This window comes from Rhodovulum bhavnagarense (genome assembly GCF_004343505.1).
Lineage (GTDB): Bacteria > Pseudomonadota > Alphaproteobacteria > Rhodobacterales > Rhodobacteraceae > Rhodovulum > Rhodovulum bhavnagarense.
The window spans coordinates 136,528-153,463 of sequence record NZ_SLXU01000005.1; the positions used below are offsets into that span (position 1 = coordinate 136,528).

Annotated in this window: 23 protein-coding genes and 5 pseudogenes; 16 read left to right on the forward strand and 12 right to left on the reverse strand. The window is 63.4% G+C overall.

Going from position 1 to position 16,936, the window contains the following annotated elements:
• Positions 1 to 8 precede the first annotated feature (8 nt).
• Positions 9 to 350, reverse strand: a pseudogene (locus EV663_RS07705) (DUF6441 family protein); the annotation flags it as partial.
• A gap of 13 nt (positions 351 to 363) precedes the next feature.
• On the opposite strand from EV663_RS07705, the pseudogene EV663_RS16050 reads away from it, so the two are divergent.
• The 3 genes and pseudogenes from EV663_RS16050 to EV663_RS07725 form a co-directional block, all read left to right on the forward strand.
• Positions 364 to 972 (forward strand): annotated as a pseudogene (locus EV663_RS16050) (DUF6441 family protein); the annotation flags it as partial.
• A 198-nt stretch (positions 973 to 1,170) separates the two neighbouring features.
• Positions 1,171 to 1,422 (forward strand): type II toxin-antitoxin system RelE family toxin, encoded by a 252-nt coding sequence (locus tag EV663_RS07720; RefSeq protein ID WP_132951217.1) that lies wholly within the window; start codon positions 1,171 to 1,173, stop codon positions 1,420 to 1,422.
• Positions 1,423 to 1,433: 11 nt separating this feature from the next.
• Positions 1,434 to 1,778: a helix-turn-helix transcriptional regulator gene (locus EV663_RS07725; RefSeq protein ID WP_132951218.1), complete on the forward strand. Its 345-nt coding sequence runs from the start codon at positions 1,434 to 1,436 to the stop codon at positions 1,776 to 1,778.
• A 57-nt stretch (positions 1,779 to 1,835) separates the two neighbouring features.
• Here EV663_RS07725 and EV663_RS07730 read toward each other — a convergent pair whose 3' ends face one another.
• From EV663_RS07730 to EV663_RS07740, 3 genes are all read right to left on the reverse strand, one after another.
• A complete protein-coding gene (locus tag EV663_RS07730; RefSeq protein ID WP_243697903.1) occupies positions 1,836 to 2,312 on the reverse strand; it encodes a GNAT family N-acetyltransferase in 477 nt (158 codons plus the stop codon).
• A gap of 119 nt (positions 2,313 to 2,431) precedes the next feature.
• Complete coding sequence (locus tag EV663_RS07735; protein ID WP_132951219.1) at positions 2,432 to 2,740, reverse strand: type II toxin-antitoxin system TacA family antitoxin; 309 nt, start codon at positions 2,738 to 2,740, stop codon at positions 2,432 to 2,434.
• 90 nt (positions 2,741 to 2,830) lie between these two features.
• Positions 2,831 to 3,070, reverse strand: a complete 240-nt coding sequence (locus tag EV663_RS07740; protein ID WP_207904408.1) for a hypothetical protein — start codon at positions 3,068 to 3,070, stop codon at positions 2,831 to 2,833.
• 301 nt (positions 3,071 to 3,371) lie between these two features.
• On the opposite strand from EV663_RS07740, the gene EV663_RS07745 reads away from it, so the two are divergent.
• The 4 genes from EV663_RS07745 to EV663_RS07760 all read left to right on the forward strand — a co-directional run bounded on the left by EV663_RS07745 (position 3,372) and on the right by EV663_RS07760 (position 5,411).
• Complete coding sequence (locus EV663_RS07745) at positions 3,372 to 4,529, forward strand: nucleotidyltransferase family protein (RefSeq protein ID WP_132951220.1); 1,158 nt, start codon at positions 3,372 to 3,374, stop codon at positions 4,527 to 4,529.
• A complete protein-coding gene (locus tag EV663_RS07750; RefSeq protein ID WP_243697904.1) occupies positions 4,526 to 4,780 on the forward strand; it encodes a tyrosine-type recombinase/integrase in 255 nt (84 codons plus the stop codon). Before EV663_RS07745 ends, EV663_RS07750 begins: the two co-directional genes overlap by 4 nt.
• Before the next feature lie 2 nt (positions 4,781 to 4,782).
• On the forward strand, positions 4,783 to 4,998 hold the full coding sequence (locus EV663_RS07755; protein ID WP_132951221.1) for a WGR domain-containing protein: 216 nt from the start codon (positions 4,783 to 4,785) through the stop codon (positions 4,996 to 4,998).
• Between the two features lie 74 nt (positions 4,999 to 5,072).
• The gene (locus tag EV663_RS07760; RefSeq protein WP_132951222.1) at positions 5,073 to 5,411 is read left to right on the forward strand and encodes a type II toxin-antitoxin system Phd/YefM family antitoxin; all 339 of its coding nucleotides are present in this window, start codon (positions 5,073 to 5,075) and stop codon (positions 5,409 to 5,411) included.
• A 622-nt stretch (positions 5,412 to 6,033) separates the two neighbouring features.
• On the opposite strand, the gene EV663_RS07765 is transcribed toward EV663_RS07760, so the two are convergent.
• On the reverse strand, positions 6,034 to 6,342 hold the full coding sequence (locus EV663_RS07765) for a hypothetical protein (protein ID WP_132951223.1): 309 nt from the start codon (positions 6,340 to 6,342) through the stop codon (positions 6,034 to 6,036).
• A 27-nt stretch (positions 6,343 to 6,369) separates the two neighbouring features.
• Here EV663_RS07765 and EV663_RS07770 point away from each other — a divergent pair, with 27 nt between their 5' ends.
• From EV663_RS07770 to EV663_RS15825, 4 genes and pseudogenes are all read left to right on the forward strand, one after another.
• Entirely contained in the window at positions 6,370 to 6,621 is a 252-nt protein-coding gene (locus EV663_RS07770) for a helix-turn-helix domain-containing protein (protein WP_132951224.1), read from the forward strand.
• A complete protein-coding gene (locus EV663_RS07775) occupies positions 6,618 to 7,967 on the forward strand; it encodes a HipA domain-containing protein (RefSeq protein WP_132951225.1) in 1,350 nt (449 codons plus the stop codon). The genes EV663_RS07770 and EV663_RS07775 overlap by 4 nt, the downstream gene beginning before the upstream one ends.
• Before the next feature lie 138 nt (positions 7,968 to 8,105).
• Entirely contained in the window at positions 8,106 to 8,438 is a 333-nt protein-coding gene (locus EV663_RS07780) for a hypothetical protein (RefSeq protein WP_132951226.1), read from the forward strand.
• Positions 8,439 to 8,585: 147 nt separating this feature from the next.
• Positions 8,586 to 8,741 (forward strand): annotated as a pseudogene (locus EV663_RS15825) (IS30 family transposase); the annotation flags it as partial.
• A gap of 217 nt (positions 8,742 to 8,958) precedes the next feature.
• Here EV663_RS15825 and EV663_RS07790 read toward each other — a convergent pair.
• Together EV663_RS07790 and EV663_RS07795 are read right to left on the reverse strand one after the other, a co-directional pair.
• A complete protein-coding gene (locus tag EV663_RS07790) occupies positions 8,959 to 10,248 on the reverse strand; it encodes a HipA domain-containing protein (protein ID WP_132951227.1) in 1,290 nt (429 codons plus the stop codon).
• 1 nt (position 10,249) lies between these two features.
• Positions 10,250 to 10,534 (reverse strand): helix-turn-helix domain-containing protein, encoded by a 285-nt coding sequence (locus tag EV663_RS07795; RefSeq protein ID WP_132951228.1) that lies wholly within the window; start codon positions 10,532 to 10,534, stop codon positions 10,250 to 10,252.
• Positions 10,535 to 11,215: 681 nt separating this feature from the next.
• Here EV663_RS07795 and EV663_RS16055 point away from each other — a divergent pair.
• Both EV663_RS16055 and EV663_RS07800 read left to right on the forward strand, forming a co-directional pair.
• Positions 11,216 to 11,449: an antitoxin VbhA family protein gene (locus EV663_RS16055; protein WP_425057131.1), complete on the forward strand. Its 234-nt coding sequence runs from the start codon at positions 11,216 to 11,218 to the stop codon at positions 11,447 to 11,449.
• 5 nt (positions 11,450 to 11,454) lie between these two features.
• Positions 11,455 to 11,847, forward strand: coding sequence for a Fic/DOC family protein (locus tag EV663_RS07800; RefSeq protein ID WP_132951229.1), 393 nt, complete (start codon positions 11,455 to 11,457; stop codon positions 11,845 to 11,847).
• A 277-nt stretch (positions 11,848 to 12,124) separates the two neighbouring features.
• On the opposite strand, the pseudogene EV663_RS07805 reads toward EV663_RS07800, so the two are convergent.
• Positions 12,125 to 12,496 (reverse strand): annotated as a pseudogene (locus EV663_RS07805) (transposase); the annotation flags it as partial.
• 411 nt (positions 12,497 to 12,907) lie between these two features.
• Between EV663_RS07805 and EV663_RS07810 the strand changes: the two are divergent.
• Together EV663_RS07810 and EV663_RS07815 are read left to right on the forward strand one after the other, a co-directional pair.
• Positions 12,908 to 13,177 (forward strand): ribbon-helix-helix domain-containing protein, encoded by a 270-nt coding sequence (locus tag EV663_RS07810; RefSeq protein WP_132951230.1) that lies wholly within the window; start codon positions 12,908 to 12,910, stop codon positions 13,175 to 13,177.
• Complete coding sequence (locus EV663_RS07815; RefSeq protein WP_132951231.1) at positions 13,161 to 13,514, forward strand: type II toxin-antitoxin system RelE/ParE family toxin; 354 nt, start codon at positions 13,161 to 13,163, stop codon at positions 13,512 to 13,514. The genes EV663_RS07810 and EV663_RS07815 overlap by 17 nt, the downstream gene beginning before the upstream one ends.
• A 38-nt stretch (positions 13,515 to 13,552) precedes the next feature.
• On the opposite strand, the gene EV663_RS07820 is transcribed toward EV663_RS07815, so the two are convergent.
• The 4 genes and pseudogenes from EV663_RS07820 to tnpA (EV663_RS07835) all read right to left on the reverse strand — a co-directional run bounded on the left by EV663_RS07820 (position 13,553) and on the right by tnpA (EV663_RS07835) (position 16,377).
• Complete coding sequence (locus EV663_RS07820; protein ID WP_132951232.1) at positions 13,553 to 13,702, reverse strand: DUF4113 domain-containing protein; 150 nt, start codon at positions 13,700 to 13,702, stop codon at positions 13,553 to 13,555.
• 124 nt (positions 13,703 to 13,826) lie between these two features.
• Positions 13,827 to 15,499, reverse strand: a pseudogene (gene tnpC / locus EV663_RS07825) (IS66 family transposase).
• 63 nt (positions 15,500 to 15,562) lie between these two features.
• Positions 15,563 to 15,916, reverse strand: a complete 354-nt coding sequence (tnpB, locus tag EV663_RS07830) for an IS66 family insertion sequence element accessory protein TnpB (RefSeq protein WP_132951233.1) — start codon at positions 15,914 to 15,916, stop codon at positions 15,563 to 15,565.
• Positions 15,913 to 16,377, reverse strand: a complete 465-nt coding sequence (gene tnpA, locus EV663_RS07835) for an IS66-like element accessory protein TnpA (protein ID WP_132951234.1) — start codon at positions 16,375 to 16,377, stop codon at positions 15,913 to 15,915. Before tnpA (EV663_RS07835) ends, tnpB begins: the two co-directional genes overlap by 4 nt.
• Before the next feature lie 166 nt (positions 16,378 to 16,543).
• Here tnpA (EV663_RS07835) and tnpA (EV663_RS07840) point away from each other — a divergent pair.
• On the forward strand, positions 16,544 to 16,936 hold a 393-nt coding region (gene tnpA / locus EV663_RS07840; protein WP_132951235.1), incomplete at its 3' end, for an IS66-like element accessory protein TnpA.

The following is a 16,936-nucleotide window of genomic DNA, read 5'->3' on the forward strand; positions in this document are numbered from 1 at the left end:
GCTTCACATCAAATCCGCCCCTCCACCCAGTTCGCCACAATCAGCCCTGGAACGCTGTCGTGCGCCCGCTCAGCGTCCCGGTCGAGATCCAGCCGCTTCGGCAGCTTGACCTGGGGCACCAGCAGGAAGATCGGCGCGGTGAACTGGTTGCGGCCGGTCTTCGAGCGCGAGGCAACGGCCTGACCGCGTGTGTTGATGCGGGCACGGTCAGCGACCAGCAGGCTCGGGCCTCTCCGGCGGTAGACGAAGCGCAGGCGGAGCCCACGACGGCGCTCCCATTCGCCGGGGGTTAGCTTGGCACCTCGGAGGCCGCGGCCAGCGGCTTCGGTCGGGATCGCGAGCCACAAACCGATGCAGGTCCACTTCGTGCTCCTGCGGCGCGAGGGCGAGCCATCCGGGATCAACCGGGTCTATCGGCTCTACCGCGAAGAAGGGCTGACGGTGCGCAAGCGAAAGGCCCGGCGCAAGGCTGTCGGGACGCGAGCCCCGATCCTGGTCGAGGCGCGGCCCAATGCGCGCTGGTCGCTGGATTTCGTCCATGACCAGTTCGCCAAAGGCCAGCGTTTTCGGGTGCTCAATGTGGTCGACGACGTCACCCGGGAATGCCTCGCGGCGATCCCGGACACCTCGATCTCGGGGCGCCGAGTGGCGCGTGAACTAACGGCCCTGATCGAGCGCCGCGGCAAACCCGGCACGGTTCACATGGCCGCAGAGGTGAAGGCCGGCGAGAAGGCCGTCACCGCCGCCATGCGCGAGGCCGGAACCGGGCTGAAGTCCGCGTGGAGGCTGCAGATCACCGGCGCGGGGCTCGGCCGGCGGCTGGCGAACTCGATCCGGAGCCAGACCTACCCGAAGGCCGGCGAGAGCCTGAACGCCGCGGCGCTCGTCTGGTCCAAGGCCCCGGTCATCGTCGGCGCCCACGACACCGGCCCGCTGATCCGCTCCAAGGACGGGTTCGTTCCGATCTTTTGAGAGCGATACTCGCCATCGAGGAGACCGGATACATCAACGGCTTCTATAACCCACGCCGGAAACACTCAGCCCTCGGCTGGAAATCACCCGTGGCCTTCGAGCAGAGGGCCGCCTAACATGAGCACCTGACCGGAACAGAACCGGTGCAGGTCCACCATTGCGCTTGACGCAACGCCAGATGTAGCGTAAAGCTACACTATGAGACAGATCAGCTACACGAAGGCCGCGATACGGGCTTTGCGCCGGATGCCCGCCAACACGGCCATACTGATCCGGTCCAAGATTGAGGCCTACGCGAGGGACCCGGCTTCACAGAGCAACAACGTGAGGCCCCTCAAGGGGCGAGAGGGGGTCCGGCTGCGGGTCGGGGACTGGCGCGTAATCATGGATGATCAGGGCAATGTCCTGGCGGTTCTCGATATTGGTCCACGTGGTGGCTTTTATGACTGAAAGGGACTGACATGAACGAGATGGTGACGATCCCGCGCGAGGAATACGATCTCCTGCGGGCGGCGGCCGAAGACCTCGCCGATCTGCAGAGCTACGATCGGGCAAAGGGGGCCTTGGCCGAAGGGGCGGATGAACTGCTTCCTGCTGACTACGCAAACCGGCTGCTGGACGGTGAAAACCCTCTCCGCGTTTACCGGGATCTGCGTGGCCTGACCCAGGCCATGCTCGCCGAGAAAGCCGGGGTCAATCGCGTCACCGTGGCCGAGATCGAAACGGGCCGAAAACAGGGCTCGGTCGCCAGCTTGCGTGCCGTCGCGGACGCCCTCGATGTCACGCTGGACGATTTGACGGAGTAGTCCCGGTCCGGAGCAGACCTTGGCGCCAGGTGCAGATCAGAGCCGTTGCGCATCCGGCTACAATCCCATCTTCTCGCGAAGGGCGTCGGCGGTCCCCATCGGCATGAACATCCTCATCGGGTAGGCCGGGAGACTCTGAAACTGAAACCGCTCATAGATCGCCTTCCGGTTACCGGTCTTCCGCGCGTCCCCGCAGTCCAGCACGTCCAGCACGATCACGGCGGCGGCGTAACCGGACCGGGACGCGCGGGAGGCCCGGCACAACGCGTCCACCAGGAGATCCTCCCCGATCCCCTGCCCCTTGTATCGGACCTCCCGTCCGATCATCGAGATGTAAACGGCCGGGATCGAGCCGTGACCGGGGGCGGTGCGCTTATAGCGGTTCGGCAGATCCGTATAGTGGACCGCGTGCGCGTTCATCGCGTAGAACCCCGCGACGTCCCCCTCCGGGCCCACCATCACGTACACGGAGGTATTCCCCGCCTGCATGAGCTTGTTCGCGGTCCTTTTGAAGTAGTTGTCGACCTGCTCCACGCCGCAACTGAACCGGTCCCGGTTATGCCTATCCGGGTCGAAGGGTTCGATCTGAAAGCGAGGAGGCGTGTCATCAGGGGCCCCCGCGGATGCGGGCCCCTCCTCGGTCTGGGCCCCCGTCAACGCGACGCCACGCGGGCCTTGTAACGCTCCGCCGCCCTCAACAGCGCCTCCCCGGGCTCCGAGGGCGCGTCAAGCGCCGCAAAAAAGGCGGCGTGATCGACCGCCTGGAGGCGGGTGTGCTCATGCGCCTCGATGATCCGCTCCGCCTCCCGAAGGGCGGCGCTCATCGTGAAGGTGGAATCGTCCACGCCCGACAGCGCTGCGGCGCGCTGGATGGTCGCCTTGATCGGCGCTTTCGTGCGGAAATGCATCCGCTCCGTGCTGTTGCCGGAGAAGGCCCGGGTCTCGTCCGTGAAAGAAAGCATGGGGCGTCTCCCTGGGCTGAACAGTTTACAGGATGGTCATGTACGCCACTTGTGCGCACAAATCAATAGAGGTGTCGTTGCGCCCCCTCATCAGATCCGCTCCGCCTGGCTCGCGTTCCCGAGGATCCGGGCCGCGCTCGCCTCGTCCGGTTCCATGTGCTCCCGCTTCGCGGCCACGTAAGCCACGATCTGCCGGAGCGTGTCCCGCTTGCGCAGGTAGTCCGGGATCAGCTCCCGCAGCTCCTCGAGGACCTCGTCCACCTCGTCCTGGCGCCTGAAGATTCCCCGTTGTTTCCCACCATCAATATCTTGCTCAGGCGGCGTCGCCATCACCTCGTCGTGGTTGACCAGCGCGATCTGCTGGTTCCGCGGCGCCGAACCACTGCGCGCCTAAATCCACTCGCACCGTATGAATATCCTCCACCAATCCCCGTCGGTTGGAGGGGGGCGGAGCAGGCGGCAGCCTGATCCCCGACCATCCCGGCCGGAGTGATCGTTTCGACCACGTGCTGCGCGTTGAGCATGTCACGATACATGACATGCCCCCTTCGATGTCCAGTTGTTACCATATTGACAACTTCTGGTAATAACACCACGGTTGTTATCAGAAAAAAGAAATGTGGTAACAACCATGCGCAAACTTGCACACCCTTTTCAAGTGCTGTTCAGCGAGCTCGCGCAGCGATCCCTGGACGCCAGCTTCTCGTCCAGCTACGACCCGTATGGGCGTTTCATCTCGGCCGCGGTGAAGGGACGCAGATACTGGTATTTTGACACCCAGGATCACCAGGGGCGCCGCAAGCGTTCTTATGTCGGACCCATGGATGACACGGAGATCACCAAGCGGGTAGAAGCCTTCCGCGAACTCAAGGATGACATCCGCGCGCGCCGGAAGATGGTTTCTGCGCTCGTCAACCAGGCGGGACTTCCCAAGCCGGACAGAACCGCGGGCGACATTGTGGAGGCCCTGGCGCATGCCGGCTTTTTCCGGATGAGAGGGGTCTTGGTGGGGAGTGTCGCCTTTCAGACGTATTCCGCCCTTCTGGGGGCCTACCTTCCCGAAGCCTCCATGATGACGGGGGATGCGGACTTCGCTCAGTTTCACTCGATTTCGGTCGCGATAGGCGATGCAATGCCGCCTATCCTGGACATCCTGGAAAAGGTTGATCCTTCTTTCGAACCGATCCCTCATGTTTCCGGAAAACCGGCATCAACCCGGTTTGTGACCTCATCCGGGTTCAAGGTGGAGTTTCTGACCCCGAACCGCGGCCCTGAGGCGTATAATGATCGTCCGGCACGGATGCCGGCGCTCGGGGGGGCGGCCGCACAGCCCCTCAGATTTCTCGATTTTCTCATTTTCGATCCGCGCCGAACGGTTATGCTCCATCGCGCCGGGATACCGGTGAACGTCCCGGCCCCCGAGCGCTACGCGGTTCACAAGCTGATCGTTTCGACCCGCCGCAAGACGGGGGGTGACGACAGCGCGAAGTCGAGAAAGGACCTGTGGCAGGCTCAACAACTCATGGAGGCCATGATCGAGTTGAAGATGAACGACGATCTCGCCGACGTTTTCGCCGAGGCCATGGACAGGGGGCCGTCCTGGAGAGCTGCAATTTCATCCGCTCTTCGTCGGCTTCCTGCTGAGTCCGGGGACAAGATCATCGGCGGGATCGGCGAAGGACTGAAAAATCTGTCCATGGACCCGGAAAAGTACCTTCCGCGACTGCCAGGAACTGAACGGAAAGACATCGAGAAATCAACTGGCAATGGTGAGGATTATCGACCTTGATCTGGCCCTTGTCCAGGGTCCGGGTCTGGCAGATCGTCACGCGTGTGATGGAAGAGGCCGGGATCCCGGATGGGCCTAACCGCAGCCCGAAGGGTCTCCGGCATGGGTTCGGGATCAACGCAACGGTGAACGGGGTGCCGCTCCACATGGTCCAGAAATGGATGGGGCACGCGCAGCTCAGCACCACCGCGATCTATGCCGACGCGGTCGGAAAGGAAGAGCAGGATATCGCAGCCAGGATGTGGGGATAGAGATGGACCTGACGCGGATCGACGCGCCGAACAACGTGCACCGGTTTTACCGGCTGGAAATCATGCCCGGTCTCTTCGGCGACTGGTCCCTGGTCCGGGAATGGGGACGGATCGGCCAGCCCGGGCAGGTCCGGGTGGACTGGTTCGACACGGAGGCTGCCGCGAAAGACGCCCGGTTCGACATCCAGATGCAGAAGGCCAAGCGGGGATACGAATAGCCGGGCAAGGCAGGGTAGATACGGGCAGCCATTCGGGCTATATTAGTCAATCTGGACTGTCACAGGAGCGCTTCATGAAGACCATGACCGCCGTCGAGGCGAAAAACGCCTTCGGGCAGCTTCTCGAGGCCACGCTCCGCGCGCCGGTCGCCATCACGAAAAACCGCCGCGAAGTCGCGGCGATGTTCTCGATGGAGGATGTCCGGGTGCTCGCCGACAGCTTCCTGGCCGATCCCCTGAAGGCGGACGTGGCTGCCGGCAAGCTGGGGCTCCTCGATGCGCTGATGAGGCAGATCGACCTGAATCAGCGCCTGGAGGCTGGTCGCAAGGCGATTGCCGAGGGGGACGGAACCGTAGCGGATGCGACGTATTTCGCGAGCCTGCGGGACCGCGCCTTGCGCCGCGTCTCCTGAACGCAGGCCCCATGCAGCCGGTCACCGTTCTATTCGCCCCCGCGGTCGACGCCGCCCTGGTCGAGCTTGTCGACCATGTGGACGTGGACAGCATCCCGACCGTTCTGGACTTTCTGGAACGGATCTAGACGCGCCTGATCGAGACCCTCAGCACCTTCCCCGAGGCCGGCCCGGTCTTCCAGGGCGCGGTGCGGATGTTCCCGGTGGAGGGGTATGTCTTCCTCTACGAGCATCACACGGCCAAAGGGGATGTTCATGTCCTCGACATGATCGCCCCGGGCCGAAACTGGCGGTGATCGGCCCCGCGATCGACGATCTGCCGGTCCAGTCTGGGGTCCTGTTCTCGGTATGATCAGGCGGTTCCGAGGTTTTCCACGTGCAGGAGATCCCCGAGATGCCGCAAGCTGGTTAGGTCGCTGATCGCGGCCGAGTCCAGGTAGACGTCATCTGCGTCGAATCGGTGACTCTCTTCTATCAAGCGACGCTCCAACTCGGCGGTATAAGCGACGATCACCTCTCGAGAGAAGATCTGACGTACGCAGGCGACAAAGGCGGGAAGCTGCGCGGCGAATTCAGGCCGCGTTCTGGCTGCCGAGGTGAAGTGGAGGAGTTTCTCGCCATATTATTCGGGATCAACCATGCCGGTAATGCCCTGGAGCGGGGCGCCGCCAAGGCGCCCCAGGCGAATGCCTGACTCAGAAACAAGATCACGAGAAAGCGGATCACGAAAGGCGATTGATTGCCGGTCGCCTGTTCCGGGGGCCTGCATCTCGACATCGGCCAGCACCGCGGCGTGCTGGCCGATTGCTTTTTTGGACTGCTTATAATGAAAATGATCGTGGTCTTTTCGTGGAATCTTGCCTTGATCGGCGCAAATGCGCGCGATCGTTGCCATTTTATCGAAGAGCGGGTATTCTTGGCGAAAATGCAATAGATCGCGATCATTCGGAGCTGCGATATGTCCATTCCCACTGCGCCAGCCATCCCCGTTTGCGATCCGGCATCGTTGGGGCGTGCCATTCGGAAAACTCGCAAGGCGCTGAAGATCACGCAGGAGGACCTGTCCCTCCAGACCGGGATCTCGCGCACGACCATCCGCGCGATCGAGCATGGCAAGGAAAGCGCGCATGTGGGGCTGGTCATGCAGGTCTGCCGCGATCTCGGGATCACGATCAGCCTGACCCCGCCGGGTTCGGAGCAGATCCCATGACGGTTCTCGATGTCTACCTGGAGGCTGTGGCGCAGCCGATCGGCCAACTCTCGTCAGACCCTGAGGGCGAGATGTCCTTTGCCTATCATTCGGAGAACTCGCTGCACGCGATCTCGGCGTCCTTGCCAGTGCGCAAGGAACCCTACGGAGATGTCGCCGCGCGCGGATTCTTCTCTAACTTGCTGTTCGAGAACGAGATGCGTGACCAGGCGATGCAGCGCCACGGGCTTTCGGAGCGGGACATCGTGGGTCTGCTCTACCATCTCGGCGCCGATTGCCCGGGGGCGATCAGCTGCGTTCCGGAAGGGGCGAGGCCGGGCAAGCGCCCAGGAGTTCTCAAAAAAGACTATGCTCCGCTCGACGGTTCGCCGGTGGTGCCGGCCGATCTGCATACCGCGGCGGGTCCGCTTGCGGTGGCGGGCGAACTCGTCCGGCTCATGACCTCGCTGCGTGACAACCGGCGGCTGCCGCCCGATACCGACGATCCTTCTCCGCTTGCGGGGGTGCAGGGAAAGATTGCGCTGACCCGGCTCGCAGACGGGCGGCTGGCGCTTCCGGTCTCCGGGAGCGGCGCGCCGACAACGCATATCCTGAAGGTCCCGCGAGCCGGCCAGATGGGTGCGGTCCAGCGCGAGCACCAGGCTACGAGGGTGATGGCCGCCATTCAATCACACCCGGTGGCCCAGACCTGCATCCTGGGTGAGGGCGATCTTCAGGGACTTCTTGTTGCCCGGTTCGATCGGCGGGTCGATGGGGGAAAAGTGTACCGCATCCACCAGGAGGATTTCTGCCAGGCTCTCGGGCTCGGGGATCTGTTGAAGTATGAAAGAAACGGTGTCCCTCCGCGGATCTTCACAGCTGAGGCCGTCGGCCGTCTGCTCGACCAGACCCGGGTCCCGGGCCAGGCGCGAATTGCCTTCTTCGAGATCACGCTGGCCAACATGCTGCTTGGCAATTCCGACAACCACGCCAAGAACCACGCGCTGCTCTATACCGGGACCCGGCCTGAACTGGCGCCCGCCTATGATATCGATCCCGTGTTGCTCGACGATGTAAATCACGAGATGGCGTTCCGCGTCGGGACGGCACGGATGGCCGATGACGTCACGGAGGCGGATTTCGATCTTTTTCTGAAGGCAATCGGAGCCCGCGGGTTCGGACGCCCGCTGGCCAAGCGCGTGGCGGAGATCGTGACGGCTGCATTGGCGGCAACGGCGGATTTGGCGCGGCCCTCCCGCAAGCGATTGACCGACGTGATCTGCCAGCAGGCACATCACCTCTCGGAGAATGTGGGGCTCGATATCGCGGTGCCGGAATTCGACGCCGTGCCGGTCAACCGCCCTTGAGGGCCTTCTCCGAAAAAAGTCGCCGCGATGTTTCCATCGTAACCGCCCGATTGCCACCGCCTGCCGTGAGGCGGCCTGATAGCCTAAGACACGTGCATAGCGACGTCGTTTGCGACCTCTCTTATGCGCGGAGGGATCATGCGGGGCGAAATTCTGGGGGTCGAGCGGCGCCGTTATTGGGGTTCCGTTCCCGGCACCGACTCCATGGCCCATGCCCGCATCGCCCGCGCGCTGTTCCCGCTGACCCTGTCGCTGCAGGACGGCCCCGGCCCCTACCTGCGCTGGCACCTTGTCTGGTCCGGCTGGGCCGGCCTGATCGGCATCGTCCTGTCCCTGGCGGCGCTGGCCGCCCTGGCCCGCACTCGCCACCAGACCCTGCCCCAGGACCTGCCCGCCGCCGCGCTGGTCACGCTCACCGGCCCGGCCGGGTTCTTAGCCTTGATGGTGGTTCCGGTGACGCGACAGGCCTGATCCGATCCTCAAGACACGACCGTGGAATTACAAGGTGTTGTGCGTGGCAAAAAGGTGATCACGACCGATCCCGACGCGGCTCGGCCTTGCCCGCACGGCAAGGTGGATGGGGCCTTCGTTGCAGATATGGCGAACCAGTTGTGGGCCACCATGCTCCTGAATTTGCGGCATATGGAAGGGCACGGGACGGGCAGGTCTGTCAAGAATGGACCGGCCCTCGCCGGTCACGGTGCCGAGGCTGTCCGGGATGCCATCGCAGTAGCGATCAGCAGCCTGCCTGCCCACCTGCGGCGCTCGTTGACCTGAGACCGAGGCGCCGAGATGGCCCAATCCGCGGGCATCCGCTCAGACCCTCTAGTCAGGTGCCGACATCTCGCCCGAAATGCGTGATCCGCTGCATTCGCGCTTTCACGAGACGATCCTCACGAAGATTCGTGAGCGTTCCGCTCGGAAACCGCACCCGATAACCCTTTGTAAAAGAACCGTGCAGGAATCCCGGCGTGCATCTTGGCTGACCCTTTCAGTCCGTTGGTGCGAGACGGGCGCGCGCCCAGTCGCCCGCATCAGGATCTTGTTGACCAAGGCCATTGATCAAGAAGCCGGAACGCTCGGCGACGAATTTTTCAACTTCACGCACCCACGGCTCCGCCTCGGGCTCCATCGCGATAACATCCTCGGCGGCTCGGGGCAGTTGCGCCAGAACCGCCTGGCAGAGTCCTTCAACGCGGCGCAAGATGGCCGTGGGGTTGAGACCGCAAAGGGCCGCCTCGCGCTGCCAGTGTCGGCCTTTGAAGTAATCGCCATCCCGTGTGGTCGCGAGCGACATCGCCTGCTTCCTGGTAATCTCCGGCCAGAGCTTGGCGCACATCACGTCGTAGATCGGCGCCAGGCTGGCGCCCGAGGCCTTGATCATGATCGAGTAATTCTTGGCGTGGGCATCGGTGTTGCAGGCGATCGTGTTGAAGATCACGTAGTCGAAAACCGACAGCACCCCGCGCAGCGGATCGAGCGAACGCATCACCCCCACGATATCGCGGATCGTGGGGCCGCGCGTTCCGGTGTCGTTGTGTTCGTATTTCGCGCTGGGCAGGCGCCCGAGGGCCTGGCACATGTCTTCCTGGTGGAGGCGACGCCAAGTCTCTCCCTGCTGCCTGCGATCATAGCGCTTCACCAACAGATATCGACGCGCTCCGGCGCGCCCGACCCGCACCTCGGGCGCTTCGAGTCCCACGAGAGATGCCAGGCGCAAGCAGAGCGCCTCGTTGTAAACGCCGCCGGGAAGGTTGCGTGCATCGGGCTTCAAGATCCAGGTCGTCGGCGCCCCCTCGACCGGGATCGAGATCACGCCGTCGTCGTCGAGATGCACACCGATCTTCGATTGGACGCCGGCAAGCGACATCGAGACCCCATCCTCACCGACCAGGAATGGCTTTTTCGGCAACTCCTCGATAATGCGCTCGAGGGCAGCCTCGTCGGGTACCTCCCGTGCCGTCATGCGCGCCACCCCACGCCTGGCGAAGGACAGCGCGCCGGAGGTGTCCCGCCCGATGCTGGCAAGCAGCGCCAGGGGGTCAGCCTGCGAGGCGCCCGTGGCGCGCGCAACCATTTCCAGCTGCTGGCTCTCCGGAAGGAGGTTCGCAATCCAAGGCAGAACGTCCGCCGGGCCATAGCGATCGGTGTCGAGGGGCATCCTGGTCGAGATGGGGAACGCGCCGCGGGTCTCGCGCCATTCTCGGGCATAGGTCAGCGCCGGCCCGGTTTCGCCCGGCTCGATCTCGACCACGACCCGGCTTTCGTAGAAGACCTTCATCTCAGTCTTCCAGCGAAGGCAGATCGTCGGGGATCCCCTCCGGGAGGTCTTCGTCCAGTGGCGGGCTCTGGAGCACCGGCACGATCCCGAGATAGCGCGCAATCATCAGCGCCGGGCCGATCCGTAGGGTCGGCTTTCCGTTTTCCATGTCAACAACGTAGCGGCGACCGACACCGGTGGCGCTTGCCACGTCCTCCTGGCGGAGGCCTCGCGCCTTGCGCTGAGCACGCACCAATGCGCCGAAACGCCTCGCGTCCTCCGCCCCGGACGACTCCGGCTCCAACATTCTGGGCCCCTGACGGTCGCTGTTCATAGTGGTGTCTCGCTCGGCATGACTTGGAAAGCTCATGTTCCCGGTCGGGAACATATCAGGGCCCTGGCCAGATTCAAGAGCCAAAGTTCCCGACCGGGAACATTTCAAGGCGGCGCGCACCGCTTCGGCCTAAAGTTCCCGATCGGGATCACAATTGAGAAATGCCAGCCTTTCCGACAAATCATCTCGATCCACACCGCAATTATGTTGCCGCCCCTCGCCGGACCGTCACCTAACAGGCCATCGAGCCGGCGCAGAAAAGCCACAGTACATATCTGCCAAGGCACGGAGCCCGGAACCGACCTTACCATGCCGCCTCGTCCCCGGGTGGGCTCCACACTGGATCACGTATCGGATTTCCGTTGCATCGACCTTGACACCATATTCTTATGTATGTATATTTTTTGTTGTATATCGATTACTTAGCTGAAAATCCTACCACCCCAGCCAGTTTTTCTTCAACATGTTCAGAATGTTGACGTGCGGTGGACCTATAAGACCTTAGCGCAGTTCCCGGCGGTTTACAGCTGGTTTACAAACCGCGTCCGGACCTCTCCAGTAGGACCAACCTCGAATCCGGCAACGGGCCCGTCGACGATTGCCCTTTTCCGCGGACGGCTATACCCTGACGGAGAACAAGGAGTGGTGAGCCGGGTGCCCTGTACGCACAAACCTTATGATCACGACAACCAGGATGATCGTCGGCGGGCGGTCGCAGGCGCGATCGCGAGCAACCGGGCCGAGGGGTTGGAGCCGGACGCCGAAAGCCTCGCGGACCTCGAGGAGTACGTCGTGGGGGCGATCGACCTCGCGGACGTTAGGACGCGCGCAGCGGCCAGGTACTTCGGACAGGAGGCAACCTGCTCCGCTTCTCCCGATTTTAACTGACACCCGTGAAATACGACGGTGCCGACAAGTACGTTGATCCAGAAACGGGCGTCCTGCGAAATCGGCACGGCATCCGAACGCAGGAGGCCCTTGACCGATCTGAGGTCCTGTTTGTCATCTCAGCCATTGCCGAGAACACGGCGGCTCCGCTGGAAGAGCCGGACGCTGGCCCGGACTTCACATACCTGAAACGAATTTATAAGCGGCTGTTCGGAGAGATGTACGACTGGGCAGGCGAGGTTCGAGACGTCGACATCTCTAAGGGGTCAACGAGGTTCGCAAACTTCCGCTTTATCGAAGCGGAAGGGCAGCGGTTAACGTCCGAAATGGTGGAAACAAACTGGTTTTCGGGTCTGTCTCACGAGGAGTTTGCGGAGCAGGCTGTCAATCGGCATTGAATCGTGACCCCATATCGGCGTTCATGTTTGGATGTCCCCTTCGATGCAAGGACTTTCTGACCTTCTGAGCATGTGATCGGATGCGGTCATGTTTCAGGCCTCTGAGGTGCAGCAGTGACGTGCCGCGGGCCGGTATGGTGATGCGCGGACCGGGGTCCAGATCAAAATTGCGAGCTCGGGCTCGTTGGACGCCACTGGTTTTCCCGTTCCGGATCTTGTCGATCATTTGCCCATGCTGGTCGTCCTCCTCACATCGCCGACGCTCCGGCGGCCGCGGTCAGCAGACCGCGCCGATCGGATCCCGGTAGTCCTCGTTGCGCGAGAGCATGGCCCAGACCATCCGGGCCATCTTGTTGGCCAGGGCGATCGCAACCAGCATGCGCGGTTTCCGGGCCAGCATGCGGGAGAGCCACGACCCGGGCCTGCCGCCATCGCGCCCTCGCCAATGCACGACGGACATCGCCCCCACTATCAGCAGGCGCCGGATGTCGCGTTGGCCCATCTTGGAGGTGCGGCCGAGCTTCTGCTTGCCGCCGCTGGAATGTTGCCGGGGAACGAGCCCGAGCCAGGCCGAGAAATCGCGCGCCCGGCGGAATTCCCGCATGTCGGGCGCGAAGGTGGCGATCGCCATGGCACAGACCGGACCGACCCGAGCAGAGGCCGGCGGGGTGCTTCTTGACCACGATTTCGATGAAGCCGTCGCGGTGTCCGGAGGCAAGCGAGTAGAGCCTTGGGACCGCGCTGCCTTCGGGCAGGATCCCGATCAGGTCACCCGCCCGGAACCGGACCACCGGCACCACCGCAGATCCTCAAGTTCACGCCCTAGGGCGAGCGTGAGGCCGTCCAGGCCATGCTGCTGGATGATCTGGCAGACCGGTTCGCGGCAGAGGCGGCCGGAGGCGGGGTGGCCCGGTCGGATTCCGCTATGTTCTCAGTCGCAGGGTGATGCGAAAACCGAACCAGCCGGTTGTTGATCTTACGCCCCGGTCCCTCCAACACGCTTTCCTTGACGAAAGTCCATGCTCCAGAATACTACTGAGTGGCATTCAGGGGGTAAGTCATGTCCGTTAAGGCATCCGTATCATTGACTGATCAGCAGGATCAGTTCGCCCGCAGCCTGGTCGCCAAGGGCCACTATGCGAGCTTGAGCGCTGTGGTTCAGCGCGGCATTGAGCTGGTCCGATCCGAGGCGAAACGAGAAGAGATAGAACTGGCCGCCCTTCGGGCGTTTTTTGAGGGCCGAGCCCAAGGTCCCTTCATCTCAGCAGCCGAGGGGCATCACCGCACTGAGGACATGATCGACAGGAAACGCCGTGCCCTCGGGCTTTGAGGTCGTCCTTAGCGAGGACTGCGATCATGATCTTGAGCTGATCTTTGATCATTTGTTCGCTGCTTATAGCGAACTGGGTGATCCGGTCCGGGACGCGTTCGAAAGGGCCGAACAGCGTTTGTTTGAGATAGAGGGCGAGATCCAACGTCTCGGTCATGTTCCGTATCAGGGGTCGTTGGACACCAGGATCATGGACGGGCTGCGCCATGTGACCAAGAGCAGCGCCGTGTTGTATTTCGTGGTCGACGAGGATGAGCGGCGTGTTCGTATACTGGGGGTGTTCTTCGGGGGTCAGGATCATCGCACCCATATCTTGAGGCGCATCGTGGGGAGCTAAGTCCCGAATCCAGACGACCCCACCTTTAGGGCAGCCTCTCATCTGACCACGGGCAAGTCCGAGATCCGGGTGGTGTAGCGAAGGCTGCGGTGCTCCGCCCGCATCGTCCAGGCCCGGCTCATACCCTCTGAGGCGGTGACCAGCGTCTTCTGCCCGAACCGGGCGTTGGACGCGGTCAATGTCGCCATGACCGTATGCGCTGTCTCCGCCCCATTGGGATTTCGCTTGCGGGCGGGATTATCAGCGCGCTCGGCTGACGTTTTTGCCGTCGTGAGCGCTCAGAATGAGCTCAGTGGGGACTCCCGGATGAGCTCATTGTGAGGGGATGGGGGCCGCAGCGTAGGCCCATGGCATCAACGCGTCGATGTCCTTTTCGAGATGCCCATTGGCGAGGTTCGTGAACAGATCGCGCAGATAGGCATAGGGTTCGACGCTGTTCATCTTGCAGGTGCCGATCAGGCTGGCAAAGCGGGCCCAGTTGCGTCCCCCCTCGTCATGGCCGGCGAAGAGCGCATTGCGGCGGTTCATGGCAGGGCTGCGGATGGCGTTTTCCACAAGGTTGGAGTCGATGTCGACGCGGCCATCCTCGAGGAACAGCCTGAAGCCGTCCTGACGTTTCAGCATGTAGCCATTGCCTCACCGAGGTCGGACTTGCGCGACACGCGTGCGGCTTGGGCCGCCAGCCAGGTGAAGAACGCGTCGACTAAAGGGCGGGACAGGTCCTGCCGGACAGCCCGGCGATGATCCGGGTCTGACCCGCGGATCGCGTCCTCGATCTTGTAAAGGGCGGCGATGCGCAGCAGCGCTGCATCGACGATAGGTGATCCCTTTTTCGGTGCGGCCTTGATCAGTTTGCGCCGCCCGTGCGCCCAACAGAAGGCCAGCCGTAGCGGATCGCCGCCCGGGCGTTCCGGCGTGGCCAGATGGGTATAGGCGGCATAGGCATCAACCTGGATCGTGCCGTTGAAGCCGGTGAGGATTTCAGCGGCATATTCGCCTTTCCGGCCGGGCCTGTAGTGGAACACCACCCCAGGCGGCGCAGGACCGTTCCAGCCGCGATCATCGCGTAGCACCGCCCAGAGATATCCGGTTTTCGTCTTGCCGCGCCCCGGGTCCAACACCGGGGCGGTGGTCTCATCGACATATAGCCGGGTGCTGCCCGCCAGCAACTGTCTGGCCATGTGGTCGACCACGGGGGCGATCAGCGCACCGGTCCGGCCCATCCAGTCGGCCAGCACCGAGCGGTCGATCGGCACCCCATGCCGCGCCATCACCACGGCCTGCCGGTTCAGCGGCATGTGCTCGGAATGCTTGGACACGGCGATCTGGGCCAGCAGCGCCTCGGTGGGCCAACTGCCCTCCAGCAGATGCGCGGGCACCTTGGCCTGCACCACGCCGGTGCGCCCCTTGGGGCAGGCGTATCGGGGGCGAACGGTGACGATGACCTGATAGCGCGCGGGGATGTAATCCAGCCGCTCGCTGCGGTCCTCGCCGATCCGCACCATGTCGCCGCAGCCGCAGGGGCACAGGATGCTCTCCGGCTCGACAACCCGCTCGACGCGCGGCAGGCTTTCGGGCAGCGCCCGTGCCTTGCGGGGCGTACGCGGCTTGCGCTTCTCGGGGTCCGGTTCGCTGGCCGCGATCCTGTCCTCGACAGCGGCGATCTGTGCCTGCGTCTCGGCGATGGCCGTTTCCAGATCCTCAAGGGCCAGTTCCAGTTGCGCCGGGTCCAGCTTCTCGGATTTCGGCCCGAACTTCGTGCGCCGATACTCCTGAACCTGACCTTCCAGCTTCTCGATCAGTGCCTTCAACTCGGTGATGAAGGCCTCCTTCTCGGCCACCACCGCCTGTTCATGCTGGCGTGCCGCACGCTCGACCCTCGCCTCGAACTGTGCAGCTTCCAGCGCCGCCTTTTGGGCGGCAAAGGCCTTCACCACCTCGGGCGGCAGGTCAGGAAACTGGCTGAGATCGAGGGGGTGCGACATGCGCCTTCCTACCCGATCCGGGACAGAAAGCCCAATAAAACAACATAAAATAGACCCGTCGAGTCATCCTGCCGCAGCGGGCGGCAATACCCGCCGCGCCACCACCCGCCGCCAATCGAGCCCTTCGAACAGGGCTTCCGCCTGCGCCCGGGACAGCCGCATCGTGCCGTCCTGCACCTTCGGCCAGGCAAAGCTGCCCTGTTCCAGGACCTTGTAGATCAGCACCATCCCGGTCCCATCCCAGACCAGGATCTTCAACCTGTCCCCCCGCTTCGAGCGGAAGACCACCGTCACCCCGGAATATGGGTCGAGCTTCAGCTCGGTCTGCACGATCAGCGCCAGAGCGTTGTGCCCGCACCTGAAGTCGACCGGCTTCGTCGCAATCAGGATCGGCAGCCGTTGGCCGGCGACAATCACGACGCCCCTCGCAGCGCCCGGACCAGCGCCGCGGCGCGGTCCACCGCGACATCGCCGGGAATGCGCACGCGCAGATCGGGCCCAACGTCGATCGTCATCACCCCGGAACCATCCTGCGCAGCAACGGCGGTCGAAGAAGGCACGGGCTGATCCACAGGATCGGGCAAAATGGACAGCGGCACAAAGGCAGGCTCCGCCACCGCCGGGCTTGGGGGTGTGCTCAGCGCGTCCATCAGGTCACCGGGTAGAGCCAGCCGGCCCTGCCGGGCAAGGCGCCGCCAATCCGACAGATGATGGGGAAGAATATCATAGCGCGCTGCCACATCGGCGACCCGGACACCCGGTTGAAGGCTTTCGGCGACGATCCGTGCCTTGATTTCATCGGGCCACCGCCGCTTGCCACGCCGCCGCGGTTCGACAACCTCGCACCGGCCCACGAACCCATCACCACCATCCGCCATGCAACAACCTCCATCTGCTCACGAAGGCCTTCTCGCAGGCGCGTCACGCGTCAGGAACAAGCATAATCAATGGGCCCGAACGTAAACGGTGTTCTGTCCCCACCTTCCTGTGATTTTCCGGTTCTGCGAGTCCTTTCCTGTTGGATGACAGGGGTGGAGTTTCTCCATGGAGACTATGACGGAGTTTCTCAGGTCACTTGGCGTGGTGATCTACGAGGACGGGCGGCGGCGCTGGCCGGATGAGGTGAAGGCGCGGGTGGTGGCGGAGACGCTGCGGCCGGGGGCGACGGTGAATTCGGTTGCCCGGAAGTATGAGCTTCGGGCGAACCACGTTTCGGAATGGCGGCGCCTGGCCCGAGACGGGAAGCTTGTTCTGCCGGCCCTCGATGACGAACCGGCATTTGCCCCGCTGGTCCTGTGCGATGGCGGGATGTCGCCGGAAGGTCCGGCCAGCGCCACGGTGGCGGAGCGGATCGAGATTGTTTCCGGCGCGGTGGTGCTGCGGCTGGACGCGGCCACGCCGGCCGGCCGGGTCGCCGAGATCGTGCGGGCGCTCGGG

What these genes read in the sequence shown, in the direction of transcription:
- EV663_RS07760 (WP_132951222.1), top strand. Translation starts at nt 5,073, where the DNA reads ATGAAGACCATGACCGCCGTCGAGGCGAAAAACGCCTTCGGGCAGCTT.
- EV663_RS07770 (WP_132951224.1), top strand. Translation starts at nt 6,370, where the DNA reads ATGTCCATTCCCACTGCGCCAGCCATCCCCGTTTGCGATCCGGCATCG.
- EV663_RS07810 (WP_132951230.1), top strand. Translation starts at nt 12,908, where the DNA reads ATGTCCGTTAAGGCATCCGTATCATTGACTGATCAGCAGGATCAGTTC.
- EV663_RS07790 (WP_132951227.1), bottom strand. Translation starts at nt 10,248, where the DNA reads ATGAAGGTCTTCTACGAAAGCCGGGTCGTGGTCGAGATCGAGCCGGGC.
- EV663_RS07820 (WP_132951232.1), bottom strand. Translation starts at nt 13,702, where the DNA reads ATGGCGACATTGACCGCGTCCAACGCCCGGTTCGGGCAGAAGACGCTG.
- EV663_RS07780 (WP_132951226.1), top strand. Translation starts at nt 8,106, where the DNA reads ATGCGGGGCGAAATTCTGGGGGTCGAGCGGCGCCGTTATTGGGGTTCC.
- tnpA (WP_132951234.1), bottom strand. Translation starts at nt 16,377, where the DNA reads ATGGCGGATGGTGGTGATGGGTTCGTGGGCCGGTGCGAGGTTGTCGAA.
- EV663_RS07745 (WP_132951220.1), top strand. Translation starts at nt 3,372, where the DNA reads ATGCGCAAACTTGCACACCCTTTTCAAGTGCTGTTCAGCGAGCTCGCG.
- EV663_RS07735 (WP_132951219.1), bottom strand. Translation starts at nt 2,740, where the DNA reads ATGCTTTCTTTCACGGACGAGACCCGGGCCTTCTCCGGCAACAGCACG.
- EV663_RS07775 (WP_132951225.1), top strand. Translation starts at nt 6,618, where the DNA reads ATGACGGTTCTCGATGTCTACCTGGAGGCTGTGGCGCAGCCGATCGGC.
- EV663_RS07795 (WP_132951228.1), bottom strand. Translation starts at nt 10,534, where the DNA reads ATGTTGGAGCCGGAGTCGTCCGGGGCGGAGGACGCGAGGCGTTTCGGC.
- EV663_RS07755 (WP_132951221.1), top strand. Translation starts at nt 4,783, where the DNA reads ATGGACCTGACGCGGATCGACGCGCCGAACAACGTGCACCGGTTTTAC.
- EV663_RS07725 (WP_132951218.1), top strand. Translation starts at nt 1,434, where the DNA reads ATGAACGAGATGGTGACGATCCCGCGCGAGGAATACGATCTCCTGCGG.
- EV663_RS07720 (WP_132951217.1), top strand. Translation starts at nt 1,171, where the DNA reads ATGAGACAGATCAGCTACACGAAGGCCGCGATACGGGCTTTGCGCCGG.
- EV663_RS07740 (WP_207904408.1), bottom strand. Translation starts at nt 3,070, where the DNA reads ATGGCGACGCCGCCTGAGCAAGATATTGATGGTGGGAAACAACGGGGA.